The sequence below is a fragment of the Rhodanobacter hydrolyticus genome, from assembly GCF_044904645.1.
Genome location: NZ_JADIKK010000008.1, coordinates 2,091,481 through 2,110,544, shown reverse-complemented (window position 1 = coordinate 2,110,544; position 19,064 = coordinate 2,091,481). Strand labels below are relative to the sequence as shown.

General features: G+C 67.3%; 17 protein-coding genes. 7 read left to right on the top strand and 10 right to left on the bottom strand.

What is annotated here, in order from left to right:
- Positions 1–32: 32 nt before the first annotated feature.
- Positions 33–1,616 (bottom strand): S53 family peptidase, encoded by a 1,584-nt coding sequence (locus tag ISP25_RS12135; protein ID WP_404614179.1) that lies wholly within the window; start codon positions 1,614–1,616, stop codon positions 33–35.
- A 149-nt stretch (positions 1,617–1,765) separates the two neighbouring features.
- Here ISP25_RS12135 and hemB point away from each other — a divergent pair, with 149 nt between their 5' ends.
- The gene (gene hemB / locus ISP25_RS12130; protein WP_404614177.1) at positions 1,766–2,758 is read left to right on the top strand and encodes a porphobilinogen synthase; all 993 of its coding nucleotides are present in this window, start codon (positions 1,766–1,768) and stop codon (positions 2,756–2,758) included.
- A gap of 61 nt (positions 2,759–2,819) precedes the next feature.
- Here the strand turns inward: hemB and ISP25_RS12125 are convergent, their stop codons facing one another.
- Entirely contained in the window at positions 2,820–3,251 is a 432-nt protein-coding gene (locus ISP25_RS12125; RefSeq protein ID WP_404614175.1) for a cupin domain-containing protein, read from the bottom strand.
- 62 nt (positions 3,252–3,313) lie between these two features.
- Entirely contained in the window at positions 3,314–3,739 is a 426-nt protein-coding gene (locus ISP25_RS12120; protein ID WP_404614173.1) for a hypothetical protein, read from the bottom strand.
- A gap of 152 nt (positions 3,740–3,891) precedes the next feature.
- On the opposite strand from ISP25_RS12120, the gene ISP25_RS12115 reads away from it, so the two are divergent.
- Positions 3,892–4,476 carry a TetR/AcrR family transcriptional regulator gene (locus ISP25_RS12115; protein WP_404614171.1) on the top strand — a complete coding sequence of 195 codons (585 nt, stop codon included), beginning with the start codon at positions 3,892–3,894 and terminating at the stop codon, positions 4,474–4,476.
- Positions 4,477–4,635: 159 nt separating this feature from the next.
- On the opposite strand, the gene ISP25_RS12110 is transcribed toward ISP25_RS12115, so the two are convergent.
- Complete coding sequence (locus ISP25_RS12110) at positions 4,636–5,844, bottom strand: acyltransferase family protein (RefSeq protein ID WP_404614169.1); 1,209 nt, start codon at positions 5,842–5,844, stop codon at positions 4,636–4,638.
- Between the two features lie 104 nt (positions 5,845–5,948).
- Between ISP25_RS12110 and ISP25_RS12105 the strand changes: the two genes are divergently transcribed.
- Complete coding sequence (locus ISP25_RS12105; RefSeq protein WP_404614167.1) at positions 5,949–6,887, top strand: alpha/beta hydrolase; 939 nt, start codon at positions 5,949–5,951, stop codon at positions 6,885–6,887.
- A 6-nt stretch (positions 6,888–6,893) separates the two neighbouring features.
- Here the strand turns inward: ISP25_RS12105 and ISP25_RS12100 are convergent, their stop codons facing one another.
- Genes ISP25_RS12100 through ISP25_RS12090 form a run of 3 tightly spaced genes read right to left on the bottom strand, consistent with a single transcriptional unit; the run spans position 6,894 to position 8,191 of the window.
- Positions 6,894–7,274 carry a tautomerase family protein gene (locus tag ISP25_RS12100; protein WP_404614165.1) on the bottom strand — a complete coding sequence of 127 codons (381 nt, stop codon included), beginning with the start codon at positions 7,272–7,274 and terminating at the stop codon, positions 6,894–6,896.
- Positions 7,275–7,304: 30 nt separating this feature from the next.
- Positions 7,305–7,868: a DUF4865 family protein gene (locus tag ISP25_RS12095; RefSeq protein ID WP_404614163.1), complete on the bottom strand. Its 564-nt coding sequence runs from the start codon at positions 7,866–7,868 to the stop codon at positions 7,305–7,307.
- The gene (locus tag ISP25_RS12090) at positions 7,865–8,191 is read right to left on the bottom strand and encodes a carboxymuconolactone decarboxylase family protein (RefSeq protein ID WP_404616310.1); all 327 of its coding nucleotides are present in this window, start codon (positions 8,189–8,191) and stop codon (positions 7,865–7,867) included. Before ISP25_RS12090 ends, ISP25_RS12095 begins: the two co-directional genes overlap by 4 nt.
- 106 nt (positions 8,192–8,297) lie before the next feature.
- Here ISP25_RS12090 and ISP25_RS12085 point away from each other — a divergent pair, with 106 nt between their 5' ends.
- Positions 8,298–9,173 (top strand): LysR substrate-binding domain-containing protein, encoded by an 876-nt coding sequence (locus tag ISP25_RS12085; RefSeq protein WP_404614161.1) that lies wholly within the window; start codon positions 8,298–8,300, stop codon positions 9,171–9,173.
- Positions 9,174–9,280: 107 nt separating this feature from the next.
- On the opposite strand, the gene ISP25_RS12080 is transcribed toward ISP25_RS12085, so the two are convergent.
- Positions 9,281–10,063, bottom strand: a complete 783-nt coding sequence (locus ISP25_RS12080; protein ID WP_192155688.1) for a glutaminyl-peptide cyclotransferase — start codon at positions 10,061–10,063, stop codon at positions 9,281–9,283.
- 370 nt (positions 10,064–10,433) lie between these two features.
- Between ISP25_RS12080 and ISP25_RS12075 the strand changes: the two genes are divergently transcribed.
- Positions 10,434–12,269, top strand: a complete 1,836-nt coding sequence (locus ISP25_RS12075) for a monovalent cation:proton antiporter-2 (CPA2) family protein (protein ID WP_404614159.1) — start codon at positions 10,434–10,436, stop codon at positions 12,267–12,269.
- A 97-nt stretch (positions 12,270–12,366) separates the two neighbouring features.
- Positions 12,367–13,443 (top strand): glycosyltransferase family 9 protein, encoded by a 1,077-nt coding sequence (locus tag ISP25_RS12070; protein WP_404614157.1) that lies wholly within the window; start codon positions 12,367–12,369, stop codon positions 13,441–13,443.
- Here ISP25_RS12070 and ISP25_RS12065 read toward each other — a convergent pair whose 3' ends face one another.
- Positions 13,444–16,926, bottom strand: a complete 3,483-nt coding sequence (locus ISP25_RS12065) for an ankyrin repeat domain-containing protein (RefSeq protein WP_404614155.1) — start codon at positions 16,924–16,926, stop codon at positions 13,444–13,446.
- Between the two features lie 65 nt (positions 16,927–16,991).
- A complete protein-coding gene (locus ISP25_RS12060; RefSeq protein WP_404614153.1) occupies positions 16,992–17,288 on the bottom strand; it encodes a YcgL domain-containing protein in 297 nt (98 codons plus the stop codon).
- Between the two features lie 183 nt (positions 17,289–17,471).
- Here ISP25_RS12060 and ISP25_RS12055 point away from each other — a divergent pair, with 183 nt between their 5' ends.
- Positions 17,472–19,025, top strand: a complete 1,554-nt coding sequence (locus ISP25_RS12055; protein WP_192155679.1) for an OmpP1/FadL family transporter — start codon at positions 17,472–17,474, stop codon at positions 19,023–19,025.
- Positions 19,026–19,064 lie beyond the last annotated feature (39 nt).

The window sequence follows — 19,064 nt, the reverse complement described above, 5'->3', positions numbered from 1 at the left end:
GTCGCGGATTTGGCGCCACGTGCAGCGGATTTTCAGGTTTTTCGCTGACCTCCCGAGGTGCCCGTGCCTGTAGCGGACGTGTTCTGCGCAGCCAGCGCGGCCAACAGCATTTGGCCGTCCGGACTGCCCAGCCCGGTACAGGCATCCCAACCCTGGCCCGCATCGTAGGCGCCGTTGTTGCCCTGCGTGATGTCGTGGAAGGCCGATTCGCCGATCTGGTACAGCGCCGCATGCACGTCGCCCACGGACCGGCCCAGCGACTGATTGCAGCGTGCCAGGAGCGCGGCCCACAGCGGCGCCACCGCACTGGTGCCGCCGATCACCTGATCCTGCCCGTCCACCCGCACCTGATAGCCGGTGAGCGGGTCGGCATCGCCCGCGACATCCGGCACGCCGCGGCCCACGAAGCCGTTCGGCGCCTTCGGCACGTTGCTGCCTTGCTGCCAGGTCGGCAACGCGTAGTCCGTGCTCACGCCGCCACCGGTGGCGCCTTCGTTCGAGGCCGTTTCGTTCCACACCACCTCGCTGCTGATCGTGCTAGCGGCGGCGGTCAGCGTGGTGCCGCCGCAGGCCAGCGAATACGGACTGGAGGCAGGGAAATCCACATGTGGCTGGCCGTCGCTTTCGCCGTCGCTGGAGCCGTTGTCGCCCGCGGCGACGGTCACCGAGACACCCAGTGCCGCGGCGTCTTCCAGCGCGCTCTGCATTGCGGCGAGCGAGGACGCACTCCAGCTGGCTTCGGGGCCGCCCCAACTGATCGAGATCACCGAGGGTTTGTTTTGCGTGTCGTGCGCAGCCTGGGAAATCGCCTCATAGAAACCCTGGTCGGTGTTGGGTGCGAAATACACCGCGATCGCCGCGCCCGGCGCCAGCGAACCCACCATCTCGATGTCCAGCATGACCTCGCCATCGGCCTCGCCGCCGGGGCTGTTCTTGCCGCCGGCCACCGATACCGCGGTCACCGTGGGCACCGGGCTGATGCCGAGCGCGGTGAAATAGGTGGTGAGGTCCGTCTGGCTGAAACCGCCACCCAGCTCGATCAGTGCCACGCACTGGCCGCTGCCATCGGTATTGGCAGGAAAGTTGTAGAGCTGCCCGATCTGCGGCGGCGTGTAGGTCTGATTGGGCGTTGCCAACGGCTTGCGGAACTGCGGTCTGGCTACCGGACGACCGTCCAGGCCGAGCACGGCGATCACCGACGGTGCGACGTCGGCCGGAAGAACGGGCGCCTGTTCGCAGCCCACCACGTATTGGGGCAGACCCGGCCAGCGGTAACGTCCCAGCTGCACGCCGAACGCGCGTTGCAGCGCGTCCACCGAGCCGCGCAACTGGAGCACGCGCCGGTGCGGTTCGCAGCCGGCTTCCTCCAGGCCGTATGCGTCGGCATGGCTGCGCACGCGGGCGATGTCGGCCGGGTCCGCCCCGCAGTGCGTGCCGAATTCACCGCGCGCCCAGCGCGGGCGCTGTGGCCATGCCGCGGGTGTCGGCGGCTGCCCCATGCGGCGCAATACCACGGTGACCGTCAACGGGGTGCGGCTGGTGTGCGGGCCGAGGTAACCCGCTCCTGCGGGCAGCGGACGGTCGGCATGGGCGGCCTGGCGTGGGGACGTGTTCATGATTTTTCCTCGCGTGGGGGCGCGGGCAGCCTGCACGGATCCGTGTATGCATCGCGTATGTTTGATGTTGATGCTTCGTAGGGCTTGCGGTTTCGAGGGGATTCGCCATGCGGAGCTAAAATGGGCGGATTCCCGCAAAAGGCATACCCATGAGCTTCCCCGCCATCCGCCCACGCCGCATGCGACGCGACGCCTTTTCCCGTGCGCTGATGCGCGAGCACACCCTGCTGCCCAGTGACCTCATCATGGTCGCGTTCGTGATCGAGGGTGAAGGCCGGCGCGAGCCGGTGCCTTCGATGCCGGGCGTGGATCGCCTCTCCATCGACGAACTGCTGAAGCTCGCTGGCGAATGCGTGCGGCTGGGCATCCCCGCGCTGGCGCTGTTCCCCTCGCCGGGGCAGGAGGTGAAGAGCGAGGACGCGCGCGAGGCGTGGAATCCCGACAACCTCATGCACCGCGCCAGCCGTGCGCTGAAGGCGAAGTACCCCGACCTCGGTCTGGTCGGCGACGTGGCGCTTGATCCCTACACCACGCATGGCCAGGACGGTTTGATCGATGCGCATGGCTACGTAATGAACGAGCCCACCGTCGAGGCGCTGGTGAAGATGTCGCTGGCGCAGGCCGACGCCGGCATGGACGTGGTGGCGCCTTCCGACATGATGGACGGCCGCATCGGTGCGATCCGCGATGCGCTGGAAGCGGCCGGCCACATCCACACCCGCATCCTCGCCTACTCGGCGAAATACGCATCGAGCTTCTACGGCCCGTTCCGCGACGCGGTGGGTTCGTCCGCCAACCTCGGCAAGGGCAACAAGCACACCTACCAGATGGATGTCGCCAACAGCGACGAAGCGCTACGCGAAGTCGAACTGGACATCCAGGAAGGAGCGGACATGGTGATGGTGAAACCGGGCCTGCCCTACCTCGACGTGCTGCGTCGGGTGAAGGACGCCTTCGGCATGCCCACCTTCGTGTACCAGGTGAGCGGCGAGTACGCCATGCTCAAGGCCGCTACGCAGAATGGTTGGCTGGACGAGAAGGCCGTGGTGCTGGAAACCCTCACCGCCTTCAAGCGCGCCGGCGCCGATGCCATCCTGACCTACTTCGCGGTGGATGCGGCGAGGTGGCTGCGCGGGGAGTGATTCCGGCGCCACCGGCAGAACGGGCCTGTCATCGATCGACAGGCCCGTGGAACGGCCACTTTCAAGGTACTTCCATCACCGGAGTACCTTTCCGGACGGTGTAGGCCACCAGGAATTTCAGCGGCTTTCGGGCATCGGCGTTGGCAAACACGGTATGGGCTGTCATGGCCTGGTCGCGAAACCCTTGTCCGGCGACCAAGGTGACGGGGGCGGCTGTCCCAAATGCGGAGCGTGCCCTGCCTTCGACGATGTATCCGATGCCCTCGACCGGGTGGTGATGCAGGGGCGCTGCGGTGCCCGGTGCGAAGGTGATCAGGTAGATCCGGGTTTCCATATCCGTGCCCGGTACATCGCTGTGTTCGAGTTCGATTCGGCTGACTGCTGCCGACATCGGTGCGGGATGTGGTGCTGGTGGCGCGCCACCAGCACCCGCGGCGATTGCCGGTGATGCGGCCAGTGCCAGGATGGATCGAAATCGAGCTCCGATCTTCATGCGATTGCTCCGTGGGCATGATGCGGCGGTCCAGGCGCGGCAATGCCGCGCGGGTCAGGGCATCAGCCCGCGGCGGCCTGCTGGATCGCAGCGCCCAGCTCATCGTTGGTGTATGCCTTGCCGCCGATGCCCCAGGCGCCGTCGAGCGCGTACGTTACGTTGACGAAGGTCCGTTCGCGCGGGTGCGAACCGGCCTTGAGCCGGTCGATGATCTCGGTGACTTCGCCCACGAAGACCCGTTTGACGTTGGCGTCGGGAAAGGTCGCCGCCGGTACTTTCACCTCGACGACGGCAAGCGATTGCGGCCGGCCGCCGGCGTAGCTGGTCGATTCGGGGCTCACGACCACATGGCCGATGACGTTGGGCGTCATGAAGGCGTTGCCGTCGAGGCCGTGTGCGCGCAGCAGCGCATCGGCGATGAGGGGGAATACTTCACGCTCGCCCTGCTGGGTAAGCAGGCCTTCGCTGAGCTGGATGGAAATGGGCATGGCAATAACTCCTAGGAATCCGGTGGATTGATCGGGTCGTGAACCTTGCGACTGCGTCACGCGCGCCATATAACGATCGTGACGTGGCGATCGTTTCATAACGATCGTTATGTAGTCAAGTACCACATTGCGATCGTTATTCGGAGGCCTCGATGGCACACAAGGCGGGAAAGAGAGAGGCCGGCAGGGGGAGGATCCTGCTGAGCGCTGGGCGGATGTTTCGCAGTCATGGGTTTGGCGGCTGCGGCGTCGATGGCCTGGCCAAGGGCGCAGAGGTGACCTCGGGGGCGTTCTATGCGCACTTCAAGTCGAAGGCTGATGCTTTCCGCGAAGCGGTCATCGTGGGGATGGCGGATTTGCGGCGCGGCGTCGAGCAGATGCGCGAGCAGTTCGGCAGCCGCTGGCGCAGCGGCTTCATCGATTTCTACCTGGGCGATCGCCGTACCTGCGACCTGGCCGACAGCTGTGCCCTGCAAAGCCTCTCCAGCGAAGTGGCGCGCGCCAGCGACGAAGTCAGGCAGGCGTACGAAACAGAGTTGCACTCGGTCATCGAGGCGATGGCCGCCGGCTTGGCCGGCAAGCCCAAGGCACGGCGCGAGGAGGCGATTGCGCTATTGGCGCTGCTCGTGGGTGGGGTGACGATGGCGCGCGCGGTGCAGGATCCCGCCACCAGCGAAGCGATCGCCGCGGCGGTGCGCAAAGCGGCGCTCGCGCTGGAAGGAGCGGAGGCGCGTTGATGCCAAGGCATGGCGCGGCGGATCGCCGCGCGGAACGATTGGCTGGACGAAAGGGCCATGGGACTGGAAACCCTTGCTGACTCCAGGCGCGCCGACGCCGATGCCATCCTTACGTCGTGGTGGACGCGGTGGGATGGTTGCGTGGGAAATGGATCGGCATCACCCGACCGAGCGCTTCAGGAGCTTCGCGGCCAGCCACTTCCGCGCCGGCAGGTCGTACAGCCTGAGGCACGCATACGCGATGGCGATGCTTGCGACGAAGACCGCTGCACCCGCTGCACACTTGGTGCCGAAGGGCAGCGCTGCGTGCGCGCCCACCCACTCGGTATAGACGTAGATCAGGCCGTAGTGGGTGATATAGAGCGGGTAGGAGAGCTCGCCGAAGAATCCGGCGATACGGGTGGACAGGCCGTCGGCCTGCGTTGCGCCGGCGCCGATGGCCACGATGAGCGGGAACACCGCGACCACGCAGAGCGATTCGTATAGGCCGTTCAACCATAGGCGGTCGGCGCCGCCGAAGCGGGGCAGCGTCAGCGCCACGATCAGCAACAGGCTGCAGGCCGCGAAGGCGTGCTTGACCCGGATGCGTTTGCCGAGGCGCATCAGCAGCATGCCGGCGAGGAAGGGAAAGAGCAGGCGGGCGAAGCCGATGTGCAATTGCTCCGGATCGATGGCCCAGCCGCCGATCACGTCGCCGCGCTTGCCGAACACGGCGAGCTGCACGAAGAACGCGGCGGCCAGCACGACCAGCACGCCCAGCCAGCGGTTCGACAACCTGCGCAGGCCAACCGCGTACAGGATGTTGGCGATGTATTCGAAGAACAGCGACCACGCCGGACCGTCGAGCGGATGCATCTCGCTCCAGCCGCGGATATCCATGGACGGCGGCAGCGGCAGCAGTGTCCAGCCCACCAGCATCACCAGCAAAAGCTTCCACACCGGCGTAGCTTCGATCAGCGGAAAGGCCGCGCCCGCCTGGAAGTAGAAGAGCAGCGCGCCTATCGTCGTGCCCATGACGACCATGGGCTGCAGGCGGATCAGGCGGCGCTTGAAGAAATCCCATGTGCCCAGCGTCTGCCACCGGTCGTCGTAGGCATAGGCGATCACGAAGCCCGAGAGCAGGAAGAAGAAATCCACAGCCAGGTAGCCGTGGTTGATCGGCTGCGTCAGCGGATGGTCCGGCTTGTATGCCTCGCAGATGTGGAACAGCACCACCATCAGGGAGGCGACGCCGCGAAGTCCGTCGAGGATGAGGTAATGGTCTTTGCCAGCCGGCGGGGCTGCGGAGTCTTTTGCAATGTGCAATGCGCTGGGACCGCTGATGGGGAAGCGCTGGATGCTACAAGTTCTTGCGGGCCAACGTGCCATGAAAAATCCATCATTGCGACCATGGTCGAGCCGATCCGCGTCGCAGAATGACAAGCCTCCATCCACAGAAAGGCCTTGGTTGGGCACCGAGGCAAAGGGGCAGCATGAAAACGTGGCTAGTGTTCTTCGGCCTGCTGTTCGCATGCGTGGGCACGCACGCGGCGGAAACAGTCTGGCAGCCTTCCGCCGGCCACCTGCAGATGTCACTGTGGCCGGGCACGCCGCCCGACATGAAGACGATGCCAGGGCCGGAGAAGACGGAAACGGGCGCCCAATTGCTCGCCGGCAAGACCGTGACGGCTGTGAGCAACGTGTCGCACCCCACCCTGACGGTCTATGCGCCGCAAGGAAAGAATACGGGCGCTGCGGTGGTGGTGATTCCCGGCGGCGGCTTCGAGATCCTGGCCATCGATCTGGAGGGCACTGAGATCTGCGATTGGCTGACCGCGCGAGGTATCACCTGCGTACTGTTGAAATATCGCGTGCCGAGCGCACCCTACGACTGGCACAGCGATAGCCGACCACACAATTATCAGGTGCCGACGATGGCGCTGGAGGACGTGCAGCGCACGATGGGTCTGGTGCGCCTGCACGCGAAGGCATGGAACATCGATCCGCACAAGGTCGGCGTGGTCGGCTTCTCCGCCGGCGGTTTCCTGGTGGCGGAAATCAGCACGCACTTCGGCAAGCGCTTGTACAAGCCGGTGGACGAAGCCGACTGGGAAAGCGCGCGCCCGGATTTCGCCATGGCGATCTACCCGGGGCACCTCGCGCTGGAGAGCGGCAAGTTGAATCCCAACGTGCCCGTCACCCACGACACGCCGCCCACCTTCGTCGTGCAAGCCGAAGACGACAATGTGGACGGCGTGCAGCAGGCGCTGACGTATTTCGCTGCGCTGAAGGCCGCCGACGTTCCGACAGAGATGCATCTGTACGCGCACGGCGGCCATGCTTTCGGCGTGCGGCGCACGGACATGCCGATCACCCACTGGACCGATCTGGCGGACGCATGGATGCGCACGATAGGTGTGCTTCCCCGCTGAGGCAGCTCACGCGTATTGCGCGATGCCGTTGCCGAACGACCAGTTCTCCTTGGCCGTCTCCAGCAGGTTGATGAAGACATCCTCGGGCCGCAGGCCGGGATCGGCGGCGAGGTTCTCGGCCACGCGGCGATAGAACGCCTGCTTCTGCGCCACCGTGCGCGTGTTGTTGCAGGCGATCTGCACGATCACCAGGTCGTCGCCGCGCGCGATGCCGAGGTAGTTCGGGTCGCAGTCGAATTCCTCGGCCTCGTGCTGGTGGACCAGGATGAAACGGTCGTCTTCCGGCACGTTGAAGGTTTCGCGCATGGCGGCATAGATGCCGTTGCGCAAGGCGGCGAGATGGGCGGCGGACTTGCCGCGGCGCAGGGAGATGCGGACGAGGGGCATGGGTTTTCTCCGGTAGGTGTCGTGCGGGGTCTATCGAGGTTGCGATATATGGCCGACGCGGTAGGCCTGGCATTCTGCGCCAGCGAGGTCGGCACGCACTTCGGGCCAGAGCCGGAAACGCGCCAGCGTCCAATCCGCCGGGTTGCAGGCAGTGATCGCGGCAAGCGCGCCTTCGGCCATGGCGGCATGCGTGGACTCCTCTTCCCTGCGCTGCCACTCCGCGAGGTCCGCATGGTCGGGCAGCACTGCGATTTCGCGCGTGGCGCAGACTACGCCGCGCAGATCGTGGACGAGTTCCGCCTGCCACGGTATCCAGTTGCGCACCGCGGGGCGTCCGAAATCCTGCGACAGCGCGGCGAATCCGGAGCCATTGAGGAAGGCGTTCATGCCTGCACTGTCGTGCCACAGGTAGAACGGCGCGTAGAGGTTGTCGCGGCTGGGCAATTCGCCGTCGTCGCGCAGGGCGTACAGCCATGCCTTGAACCCGAGGCCGGGAAAGTCGTCCAGCAGATGGCCCTTGTCCGCGATGCGCCGGCGGATGATGGCCATGTCGTAACCGGCAGGCAGCGTGATGGTGTATTGCATCGCGATCATGGCGCGCGCTCCGTCTGCATCTTGCGCAGCACGCCGATGGCCGAGAACGCGCAGGGCCAACCGGCATAGAACGCGAGGTGGGTGATGAGTTCGACCAGTTCCTCGTCCTCGAGGCCGTTGTCGCGGGCGCGGTCGAGGTGGAACGGCAGTTGCTCGGTGCGGTTCAGGGCGACGAGTGCCGCCACCGTGGCGATGCTGCGTTCGCGCGGGCGAAGCTGGGTGCGCGACCAGACGTCGGCGAACAGCACGTCATCGGTGAGTGCGGCGAGTTTAGGGGCAATGTCGCCAATGCTCTTGTGTGCGTATTGCGGATCGTGGGCCATGTGGGCAGTCTCATGCGGGATTTGACGGGGCCACGATAGCGGTCGATGATGATCCTGAAAATCGGGAAATTCGATATCGATAATCCCGAAAAACAGGATCATTGCCATGCCTCGCGTCAACCTCGACATTGATACGCTGCGGAGCTTTGCCACCGGCATCGAACTGGGCAGCTTCGCGCAGGCGGCCGAACGCCTGAACCGCTCCACTTCCGCGGTGAGCGCGCAACTCAAGAAGCTGGAACGGCAAGCCGGCGCGCCGCTGTTGCGCAAGGCCGGGCGCGGCATGGCGCTCACCGAGGTGGGCGAAGCGATGCTTGGCTATGCGCGGCGCCTGCTGGAGTTGAACGATGAAGCCGTCGCCGCGATCCGCGGCGTGGAACTGGCAGGGCGCGTGCGGCTGGGCATGCAGGAGGACTTTGGTGAAAGCCTGCTGCCCGCGGTACTCGGCCGCTTCGCGCGGACGCACCCAAAGTTGCGTATCGAGGCGCGCATCGCGCGCAATGCGGAGCTGCTCGATGGCGTGAACAAGGGAAAGCTCGACCTGGCGCTGGCGTGGGAAGCCGGCGCGGGAAGTCCGCATGCCGAACGCGAAGGGCGATGGCCGATGCGCTGGGTGGTGGCGGCCGACGCGCCGATGAAACTCCAACAGCGCGGCGAACCGTTGCCGCTGGTGATGCTGGAATCGCCCTGCCTGCTGCGCAGTGCGGCCATCGCGGCGCTGGATCGCGCGGGCATCGCCTGGCGCATCGCCTTCAGCAGCACCAGTCTTGCCGGAACCTGGGCCGCCGTGAATGCAGGCTTGGGCGTGAGCGTACGCACATCGCTGGGCCTGCCGGAGAACGTGCGCGCATTGACCGCGAAGCAGGCGGGATTGCCTGCGTTGCCCATGCTCGGTTTGGCGCTGCACCGTGCCGAGGCGGAACCCTCGCCGGCGGTGGCGCAACTGGCCGGCATCATCCGGCGCGCGCTGGCGGCGGAGTGATTGCACCGCAGGAGCGCACCCGGTGTGCGGATGCCTGGCGCTCCGGTCAAGGCAAGGCCGCCGCGCACCGGCCATGCGACCAGGGTGTCTTCAGGCGTGTGGTGTTTTCAGCGCACGTGCTTAGGCGGCACCAGCTTGATCTCGTACAGCTTCGGCCAGCACTTTCCGGTGACGAACAGGCGGTCGTGCTGGGCATCGTAGGCGATGCCGTTCAGCACGTCGTTGACGGGGTCGGCCAGCGTGTCTGCCGGCGGAACCAGGCCGGCGAGATCGATCCAGCCGACCACCTTGCCGCTGGCCGGATCAATGCGCGCGATGCGCGTGGTCAGCCACACGTTGGCGTAAATCTGGCCTTTCACCCATTCCAGTTCGTTGATGTTGGCCAGCGGTTGGCCGTCGGCGGTCACCGCGATCTGGCCAGTCTGCTGCAGCGTGTCCGGGTCGAGGATGCGGATCGTCGGCGTGCCGTCGCTCATATAGAGACGCTTGCCGTCACCGGTGAGCGCCCAGCCTTCGCCGGGATAGGGGAAGCGCGCATTCGGCTTCAGGGTCGCGAGGTCGTAGATGAAGCCTTCGTGGTTTTGCCAGCTGAGCTGGATCAGCTTGTCTTTCCACACCGCGATGCCTTCGCCGTAGTCCGGCCACGGTGTCGGCGCGGATTGCAGCACCTTGCCGGTCTGCAGATCCACCTTGCGCACGGTGGAGTTGCCCACTTGGCCGGTGCTCTCGTAGAGATGGCCATCCAGGTAGAGCAGGCCTTCGGTATAGGCCTTGGGGTCGTGCGGATAGCTGTGCACCACGCGATAGCCGTACACAGGGATGGAATCCTGCGCCTGCAACGGGGCGACAAGGGCGACAGCGAGCGCGGCGATGGCGGCTAGGGTTTTCATGGTCGGGGATCATCCCATGGTCTGGTGGTGCGGGGGAGCACCCGGCATGAATGGCGGATGAGAGCGTGCTGGCGATCACGCGGTCGAGGTTCTCCTTTCTTGAAGGGAGGTTCGAGTCCGCGACCATGGCTTTCGCGCTTTCGCAGCGAATCGGGTGGTTCTACCCGGCGGCAGGCGTCCGGAACCGCCCGCTCCTTGCGGCAGGGCATTCAGTGCCCCGCCAGGCCTTGGCGAAGAGGCACATGAACCCCCGCTCCCTCCCTCACCCGCGACGGCGAAACCGGACTGCCAGTCCGTTACGCGGGTGCCCCAACCGCACACCTCCGACCAGCGTGAAATAATCAACCCCTACAAACGGACCGGAGCGCACGTGGACAGCCATCATTTCCTGCAGGTGGCCGTAGTGTTCCTGCTGGCTACCGTGATCGCGGTACCGCTGACCAAGCGTTTCAAGCTGGGCGCGGTATTGGGCTATCTGCTGGCCGGCATCGCCATCGGACCGCAGGCGCTGCGGCTGGTGGCCGACAACGGCGGCATCGCCGCGATCTCCGAGTTCGGCGTGGTGCTGATGCTGTTCGTGATCGGCCTGGAACTGTCGCCGCAGCGCTTGTGGGTGATGCGGCACTCGGTGTTCGGCACCGGCTTGCTCCAGGTATTGGCAACCAGCGCAATGATCGGCGTGGTCGCATGGTGGTTGCTCGGATTCACGCCGGGCGCGGCGCTGATCGTGGGCGGCAGCCTGGCGCTGTCGTCCACCGCGTTCGGCCTGCAGATACTCGGCGAGCGAAAGGAGGCCGGCACCGCCTATGGACGGCAGGCCTTCGCGATATTGCTGTTCCAGGACCTGGCGGCGATCCCGCTGATCGCCGCCGTGCCGTTCCTCGCCAGCACGACCAGCCACGGTTTCGATCTCGTCGGTGCGTTGCGCACGGTGGGCGTGATCGTTGCCGTGGTGGTGGGTGGCCGCTATCTGCTGCGCCCTGTGTTCCGCTTCGTGGCAAAGGCGGAGGCGGTGGAGGTGTCCACTGCCACCGCGCTGCTGGTGGTGATGGGCGTGGCCTTGCTGATGGAAATGGCCGGGGTGTCGGTGACGCTGGGCGCGTTCCTCGCCGGCGTGCTGCTGGCCGACTCGGAATACCGTCATGAGCTGGAATCCAACATCGAGCCGTTCAAGGGCTTACTGCTTGGCTTGTTCTTCATCAGCGTGGGCATGTCGATGGACATCTCCCTGCTGCTGCGCTCGCCCTTGCAGGTACTGGCGCTGGTAGCCGCCCTGCTGCTGCTGAAAGGCGCCCCGCTGTGGCCGCTGGGGCGGATCGTGGGCGGATTGGAGCGCGGCGATGCGCTGCGCCTCGTGGTGCTGCTGGCTTGCGGCGGCGAGTTCGCTTTCGTGGTGCTCAAGCTCGCCGACGGGCAAGGGCTGATCGCCGCGCGCCAGCACAATCTGCTGGTGTTGGCGATCACCCTGTCGATGGCGCTGACCCCGCTGCTGGTGGCCGCACTGGCGAAGCTGCTGGGGGCGCGCAAGGTGCGCCAGCCGGCACGCGATTTCGACACCATCGTGGCGCACTCGCCGCGGGTCATCATCGCCGGCTACGGCCGCATGGGGCAGATCGTGGCACGCGTGCTGCGCGCGGAAGGCATTCCGTTCGTGGCACTGGATCATTCGGTCGAGCAGATGGACCTGATACGCCGCTTCGGCCGCTGGAACGACATCTTCTATGGCGATCCCGCGCGCCCGGAACTGCTGCGCGCCGCACAGGCGGACAAGGCCGAGGTGTTCGTGCTGGCCAGCGACGAGCCGGAATCCAGCCTGCACGTGGCACGCGTGGTGCGGCGCATGTATCCGCATCTGAAGATCGTGGCCCGCGCGCGCAACCGTCAGCACGTGTGGCGGCTGATGGACCTCGGCGTGGATGAGCCGATCCGCGAGACGCTTTATTCCAGCCTCAAGATGACCAAGCAGGCGTTGATCGCACTGGGCCTGACGCCCGAACGCGCGATGGATCGCGTCGAACGCTTCCGCCGGCAGGACGCCGAGCTCATCAAGGCCCAATACCTCGTCTACGACGACGAAGCCAAGCTGGTGCAGACCACGAAGGAAGCACTGGCCGAACTGGACAAGCTGTTCGAAGCGGACAACGAACCGCAGGCGCGCGAAGCGCGCGAACGCGATCCCGCCACGCCGTTGACGAGCCAGGACTGACACGCGGACCGTCGCTTGATCTTGCGATGCCTGAAGGGTTCCCGCGCGCGCAAATTCCTGCTGTCAACGAAGCCCCGCACGCGGCGTTGCGATGTGCATGCCTACCTCGCCGCATCCGCTGGTCATCCGCTTCGGCCGCCTTGGCGATACCGTGCTGCTGCAGCCGTTGCTGCACAAGTTGCAGCAGCGCTACGGCGAGCCTTGCGACCTGCTTGCGATCGGCACGTGGCCGCAAGGGCTGTATGCGGATCAACCCGAGGTAGCCGACGTGTCCGCGCTGCAGACACCGCACCGGCCGTTGCTGCTCAGCCGCGAACAGTGGCGTGCGATCGGCTGGCTGCGCCAGCGGCGCGATGCGCCGGTATACGTGTGCGAGCCGCAGCCGCGGGCGTTGTTGCGGGTCCAGCGCATGCTCAGGCTGGCGGGCGTGCCGTCGACGCACTGCGCTTATCTGGTCGACACGCCGTTGCGGGAACACGAGCACTGGGTCGACCATCTGCTGCGTTTCGGCGATTGCACGCCATCCGCATTCCGCGGCCGCTGTGACACGCTGGTGGTCGACCCCGGTGCCGCACCGCAGTTGCGGGTGGACGCGGCGGCACGTGCCGATTGCGAGCGCTGGCTGCGTGCGCGCGGCCTGTATGGCCATCCGCTGGTGCTGCTGCAGCCGGCCAACAAGCGCACCTTGCGCTGGAACGGCGTGCGTGCGATCGAGCAGGACGACAAGGCGTGGCCGCTGCAGCAATGGGCGGCACTGGCCTGGACCATCCTGGAAACGCTGCCGTCGGCGCGGGTACTGCTGTGCGGCTGCCCGCGGGAAGCCGACTATCTGGAAAGCATTCGTGCCATCGCGGCCAGCGAGGCCGTGCTGTCGGTCGCCGACGAGCTGCCGTTGATGCGGCTGAAGGCCTTGCTGGCTTGTGCGCACAGTATGGTGTCGGTGGACACCGGGCCGGCACATCTTGCCGCTGCGATGGGTTGCCCATTGGTGGTGATGTTCGGCGGAGTTTCGCCCGCGCACTGGGCGCCGCGCGCCGCGCCGGGCAGCGTGGTGACCGTGCTGGGCGGCCCCCCGCACGGTAGCCGGGTGGATGCGCTCACCGTGGAACAGGTCGCCGATGCCTGGTGCGGTCTGCCGCCGACGCGCCATGCGCGCTGGCAGGCAGTGGCCTGATCACTCCGCCGACTGGGCCGGCTGGCGCAGGGTTTGCCGCACGCTGGGGATCGCGCCGGTGCGCACGGCGAGTTCGTGCGCGATATCCACGAAGCCCAGTTGACGGGCCACGTCGGCGGCGGTGCGGCCGAAGGCGTCGGTGGCGGCGCGATCCGCGCCGCGCGACAGCAGCACGCGGGCTGGTGCCAGCAGGGTGTGCATGGCGCAGGCGTGCAAGGCCGTGACGCCGCGCTGGTCGGCATGCGCCACGTTGGCACCGGCTTCCAGCAGCGCGGGCACCAGCGCCCCCAGATGGGTGGCGTCGCATTCGCTGCCGGGTCGTTGCGAGGCGCCGAGCAGCAGCAGCAGCGCTGTCTTGCCTTCGCCATCGGCGCGGTCGACGGTGGCGCCGTGCTTGAGCAGCACGTCGAGCAGGCGGCGCGCGCGCAGGCTGTCGTTGTGCTCGAAGCCATACTGCGCAGCGGCGTGCAATGCGCTGTGTCCATGCGAGTCGACGGCATTGACGTCGGCGCCGGCGGCGATCAGCACCTCCGCCAGCTCGGGGCGTCCCATCGCGGCGGCCACCATCAGGGCGGTACCCTGGTTCGGCAGGCGCTGATCGACTTCGGCCTTGCGTTCCAGCAGCAGGGCAGTGGTGCTTTCGCGGCCACCGGCCACCGCGGCTGCCAGCGGAGTGATGGCGTTGGCGGCGGCCAGCGCTGGATCGGCACTGGCGTCGAGCAGGCAGGCGGCGATCTCGGCATGGCCGCCGCCGCATGCATGCAGCAGCGCGCTGGCGCCGTGCGCATCGACGGTGTCGACGGCGAAGCCCAGTTCCAGCAGGCGTTGTACGGCGGTCAATGCGCCGGCTTGCGCGGCCGCAGGCAGATCGCTGGCGCGCAGGGGGCGGCGCGGGCGCGGCCAATGGCCCCAGTCCAGCCAGCGCTCGATGGCAGGATGCTCCAGCGCCAGGCCCAAGGGCGTCTCGCCATTGGCGTCGGTGGATTCGGCGTCGGCGCCGTGGGCGATCAACAGGCGCACCATCGGCAGCGCGGCTTCGCCGTGTTCCAGCGCTGCGAACAACGGCGTGCGGCCGTCGCGGTCGCGGCAGTTCGGGTTGCAGCCGCGCGCAAGCAGGACATGCAGCAGTTGGAGCTGGCCGTTCACCGCGGCGAGCTGCAGCGGCGTGCGCTCGCGTGCATCGGGCCCGAAGGGATCGGCACCGCGCTCCAGCAATGCCTGCGCCAGCGCCGTGCCCTGCGCGGACCCGCCGAGACGTTGCAGCGCCTGCGCCAGCAGGCCGGCGCCCGCCGGCGTGGCGCCGGCGTGCAACAGGTCGATCACAGCTTCGATGGCGGCAGGCAGTTGCAGCAGCAGGGCATCGAACAAGCGGCGGCCCAGCGGCGGCAGCGCGGAGCGTTCGTCATCGGCGAGGACGGTCTCGTCGCCGTGTTCGTCGTCAAGCTGCTGCGCGGCGAGGCGCGCTTCGGGATCGAGGCCGTGATCCAGCAACCAGCGTCGCGCCTGACCTTGGCCCGGCTGGGCGAGGTCGAGGTAGAGCTGGGCGAGCTGCGCCTGCGGCCACGTTTGCACGCGCGCGGCGAAGCCGGAAACGATGGCCCAGTGACCGAAGCGCAGCGCGTCGAGCAGGTGCGCCGGTGTGTCGGCGCCGCTGGACAACGCGACCTGGCCGATGCTGGCGGGCAACGGGGTTTCCGGATCGAGCAGAGCAACCAGATCCCAACGCCCGGTGGCCGCAGCATGGTCGAGCGCGCTGCGGCCGTCGCTGCCGGGTGCCTTCGGTTCGGCACCCAGCGCGAGCAGCGCACGCACGGTGTCCGCATGCGCGCGTGGCGACTGGCAGGCAAGGGTGAGTGCGTCGCGGCCATGGCTGTCGCGCGCGCGCGCGTCGGGCTGCGCTTCGGCGAGCCGCTGCACGATACCCACTGCGCCTGCGCGTGCGGCCTCCATGAGCGCCGTGCTGCCGTGCTGGTCGGCCAGCGTGGCGTCGGCGCCGGCGGCACACAGCGCCCGGGCGATCTGTTCGTGACCCTCGGCGGCGGCCGCGATCAGTGCGCTGCGGCGGCGCGTATCCACCGCATTCACCGCGGCACGATGCTTGAGCAACAACTTCACGCCGGCGGGATCGTCGTCGGCGATGCCGGCTGCGGCGACCAGCGCGGGCTCGCCGTTGGCCAGCGCCGGCTTGGCGCCGCGTTCAAGCAGGAATTTCGCCAGCGGCCAGTTGGCGGCGCGGCAGGCGGCCGCGAGCGGGCTGGTGCCGGATCGATCCAGTGCATTGATCGGTGCGTCGGCGTCCAGCAGCATCGCCGCCACCATCGGTTCCTCGCCGAGTACGGCGCCGTGCAGCGCGGTGCGGCCCTCGCCGTCGGCAGCAAGCGGATTGGCGCCGTTGGCGAGCAGGGTCATCACCGCCTCGGCCCGGCCGTGCAGGCTGTCGCGCGTGGCGGCGAGCAGTGGGGTGAGGCCGCCGCTGGCACGGTTGACGTCCGCACCCTTGGCGATCAGCGCGCGCAGCAGGCGCGTGTCCGGCAGCAGCGCGGCGAGCATCAGCACGGGACGCTGGTCGCGGTCGCCGGCGAGCGGCGCGGTGTCCGGGTTTGCACCGGCCTCGACCAGGGCAAGCGCGCGCTCGATGTCGCCGTCGCGGGTGGCGGCGAGCAGGGCGGCGGCCTGTTCCGGCGTGCCGGCCGTGCGTTCCTCTTCGCTCAAGGGCGCGGCGACCGCTGGTGCGGCGGATTTCGCCGCGATCGCCGCGTCGGCATGTTCCGCGCGCCGGCGGTGGCGATCGTGCTGCGCGCAAAGCAGCGCGTGCAGCGTGCGGTTGGCCGCGATCAGGCAGCCCAACGGCAGTACCAGCACGCCATACAAGGCAAGCGCGGCGATGCGGATTTCCGACGGCAGCATGCCGTACAGGCCGCTCAGCGCAATGGCGCCCCAGGTCATCGCCAGAAGGGCCAGGGCAGCGGGCAGGAAATGGCTGAAGAAGCGTTCCTCGCGCGCGAGGTGGCGGCCGAACATCAGGCTGCGCAGCGTCGCGGTGAAGATCCACGAGCCGTCGTGCTTCGACGGGTAGGCGTCGTCCCACACGAACACCAGCCCGAACGCAGGCCACGGTCGCCACAGCACGGCCAACGCCAGCACCAGCGTGGCGACCAGCGCGAGCGTGGCGGACAGGCTGTGCGCGTGGCTCAGCGCCAGCATCGGCCATGCCACCAGCACGAATACGATCACCGCGTACCCGGTGAGCATCACCAGGTGCGCGGCGCCGCGGCGCAGCACTGCACGCGCAAAGCTGGGTTCGGGTTCGAAGCCGATCGCATGGCACACCGCGGCCATCGTCAATGCGTTCGCCAGCAGCAACGGGATCAACGTGAGCGGGTGGGCCACCGTGCCGGCCAGCGCCACGGCGAGCAGGCCAGGAATGAACCAGGCAAGTGCCTGCAGGAACGGAGGGCGTCGGCGCGATTTGGTCTGAGTCATCCTCACAGTATAGGAACCGTGATGACGCTAGGCGGTAACCTCGCGTTAACGCGAGGGCAGCATGTTCAATCGCGCGGCGGCGCATCGACCAGCGTTGCGCCGTACGCAGGATGGCTTGCGCCGGTCAGCGCACCCTCCGGCGGCAATTGCAGGTGCCAGCCTTGTTCGTGCAGGTGCGCGAGCACTTGCGCGGTGTCCTCGCGCGGCAGGCGGCGTTGCGCATCCAGTTGCAGCTCCAGCGCGAAGCGCAGTTCGCCCAGCATGCTGCGCAGCGATTCGGGCAGCACGCCAAAACCGTCGCGCTCGGCCAGCCACAGGTAGGTATCCGGTTTGCGGCGGCTGGCGTAGATGTAGCACTGCATGGGCGTTCCCTGATGTTCGGCGACAGATGCCGGGGATTATCCCGTGCGATTGCTGCGCCAGCACTTGCAACGCTCGGAACGAGCGGGCACAGTGCCGCGCAGCGATGTTAAACGCTTGTATGAATTTCGTGTGAGATCTGTCCGGCACGCGAACCGCCCAACTCCATGATGCAGGAGCATGTGATGCACAAGTCCAACCGCCTTCTCCCCAGCGCCTCCCGTCCGTTGGCGTTCGCCGCGCTCAGCGCGGCCGTTGCGGTCGCCCTGGTCGCACCCGGCATGGCCCATGCCAGCGCCTTCCAGTTGCATGAGAACAGCACGCAGGGCTTGGGCCGCGCCTACGCGGGTTCCAGCACGGCCGGTGGCGACGTGTCGGTGGTGGAGAACAACCCGGCGGCGATGAGCGACCTCGACGGCACCTATGTGCAGGCCGACATCACCGCGATCAACTTCAGCGCCAAGTTCAGCGGCAGCTCGCACGACGTGCTGGGCAACCCCATCAGCGGCGGCAACGGCGGCGACGCCGGCACCACCCTGCCGGTGCCTGCCCTGGCGATCTCCACCAAGGTGAGCGATCGCGTCAACCTCGGCGTCGCGTTCGACGTGCCGTATGGTTTCCAGACCGAATACGACAACAACTGGATGGGCCGCTACGACGCCGTCAAGACCGTGCTGAAGTCGTACGACAGCACGCTGTCGGCTTCGTTCAAGATCAACGACGAGTGGAGCATCGGTGCCAGCGCCATCGCCGAACGCACCAATGCCGACCTGACCAACGCGATCAACTTCAACGCCGTGGGCCTGGGCATCCAGCAGGGCATCGCCAAGCAGGCGCAGGCGCAGGCGGCGGCGGCAGTGGCTGCCGCTGCGGCCCAGATCCAGGCGGCGCAGGCTGCGAACCAGATCACGGCGCAGCAGGCTGCCGCGATGCTCGCCGCGGCCGAGCAGCAGGCCACCGCCGCGGCTACCGCCGCCGCGACCGCCGGCGCAGCCCAGGTGGCTGCGGCGCTTCCGCCGGATTCGGACGGCTATGCCGAGGTCAAGGGCAACGACTGGGCCTGGGGCTGGCAGCTGGGCGCCTACTGGAAGCCGACCGGGAATGATCGACTGGGCTTGAACTACCGCTCGCGCATCACCCACGACATCGACGGCACGGCCAATTTCGATACCGCCGGCGCCCCGGGCTACAGCCTGTTGCAGGCCAACCCGCAGCTGGCTTCCAGCATTCCGCCGTTCACCCACACCAGTGGCACGGCGCGCCTCACCAACCCGGCCGTCGCCACCCTGAGCTACTGGCATCAGGAATCGAAGTTCGGCATCGGTGCGGATGTGTCGTGGACGCAATGGAGCGTGATGCGCAGCCTCACCGTGGACTACGCCAACGCGCAGCCCCCCACCGTCCTGCCGTTCAACTGGCGCAACACCTACTACGTCGCGGTCGGCGGCGAGTACTACGCCACCGACAAGCTGACCCTGCGTGCCGGCGTGTCCGTCGACCAGGCGCCGATGACCGCAAGCAACCGCGATCCGCGCGTGCCCGATGCCGCCCGCCGCATGGCTGCCTTCGGTATCGGCTACAAGGCCAGCGAGCACTTCCAGATCAACGCATCGTATGCGCACATCTTCGTCAGCCACGCAGGCGTGAACGATGCCACCAGCGCCACCGGCGACGTGCTGACCGGCACCTACGACGACTACGGCAACCTGCTGAGCGTGTCGGCGCAGTACAAGTTCTGACCGGCTTCGCCCCAGAAACCTCCCCGCGCAAGCGGGGAG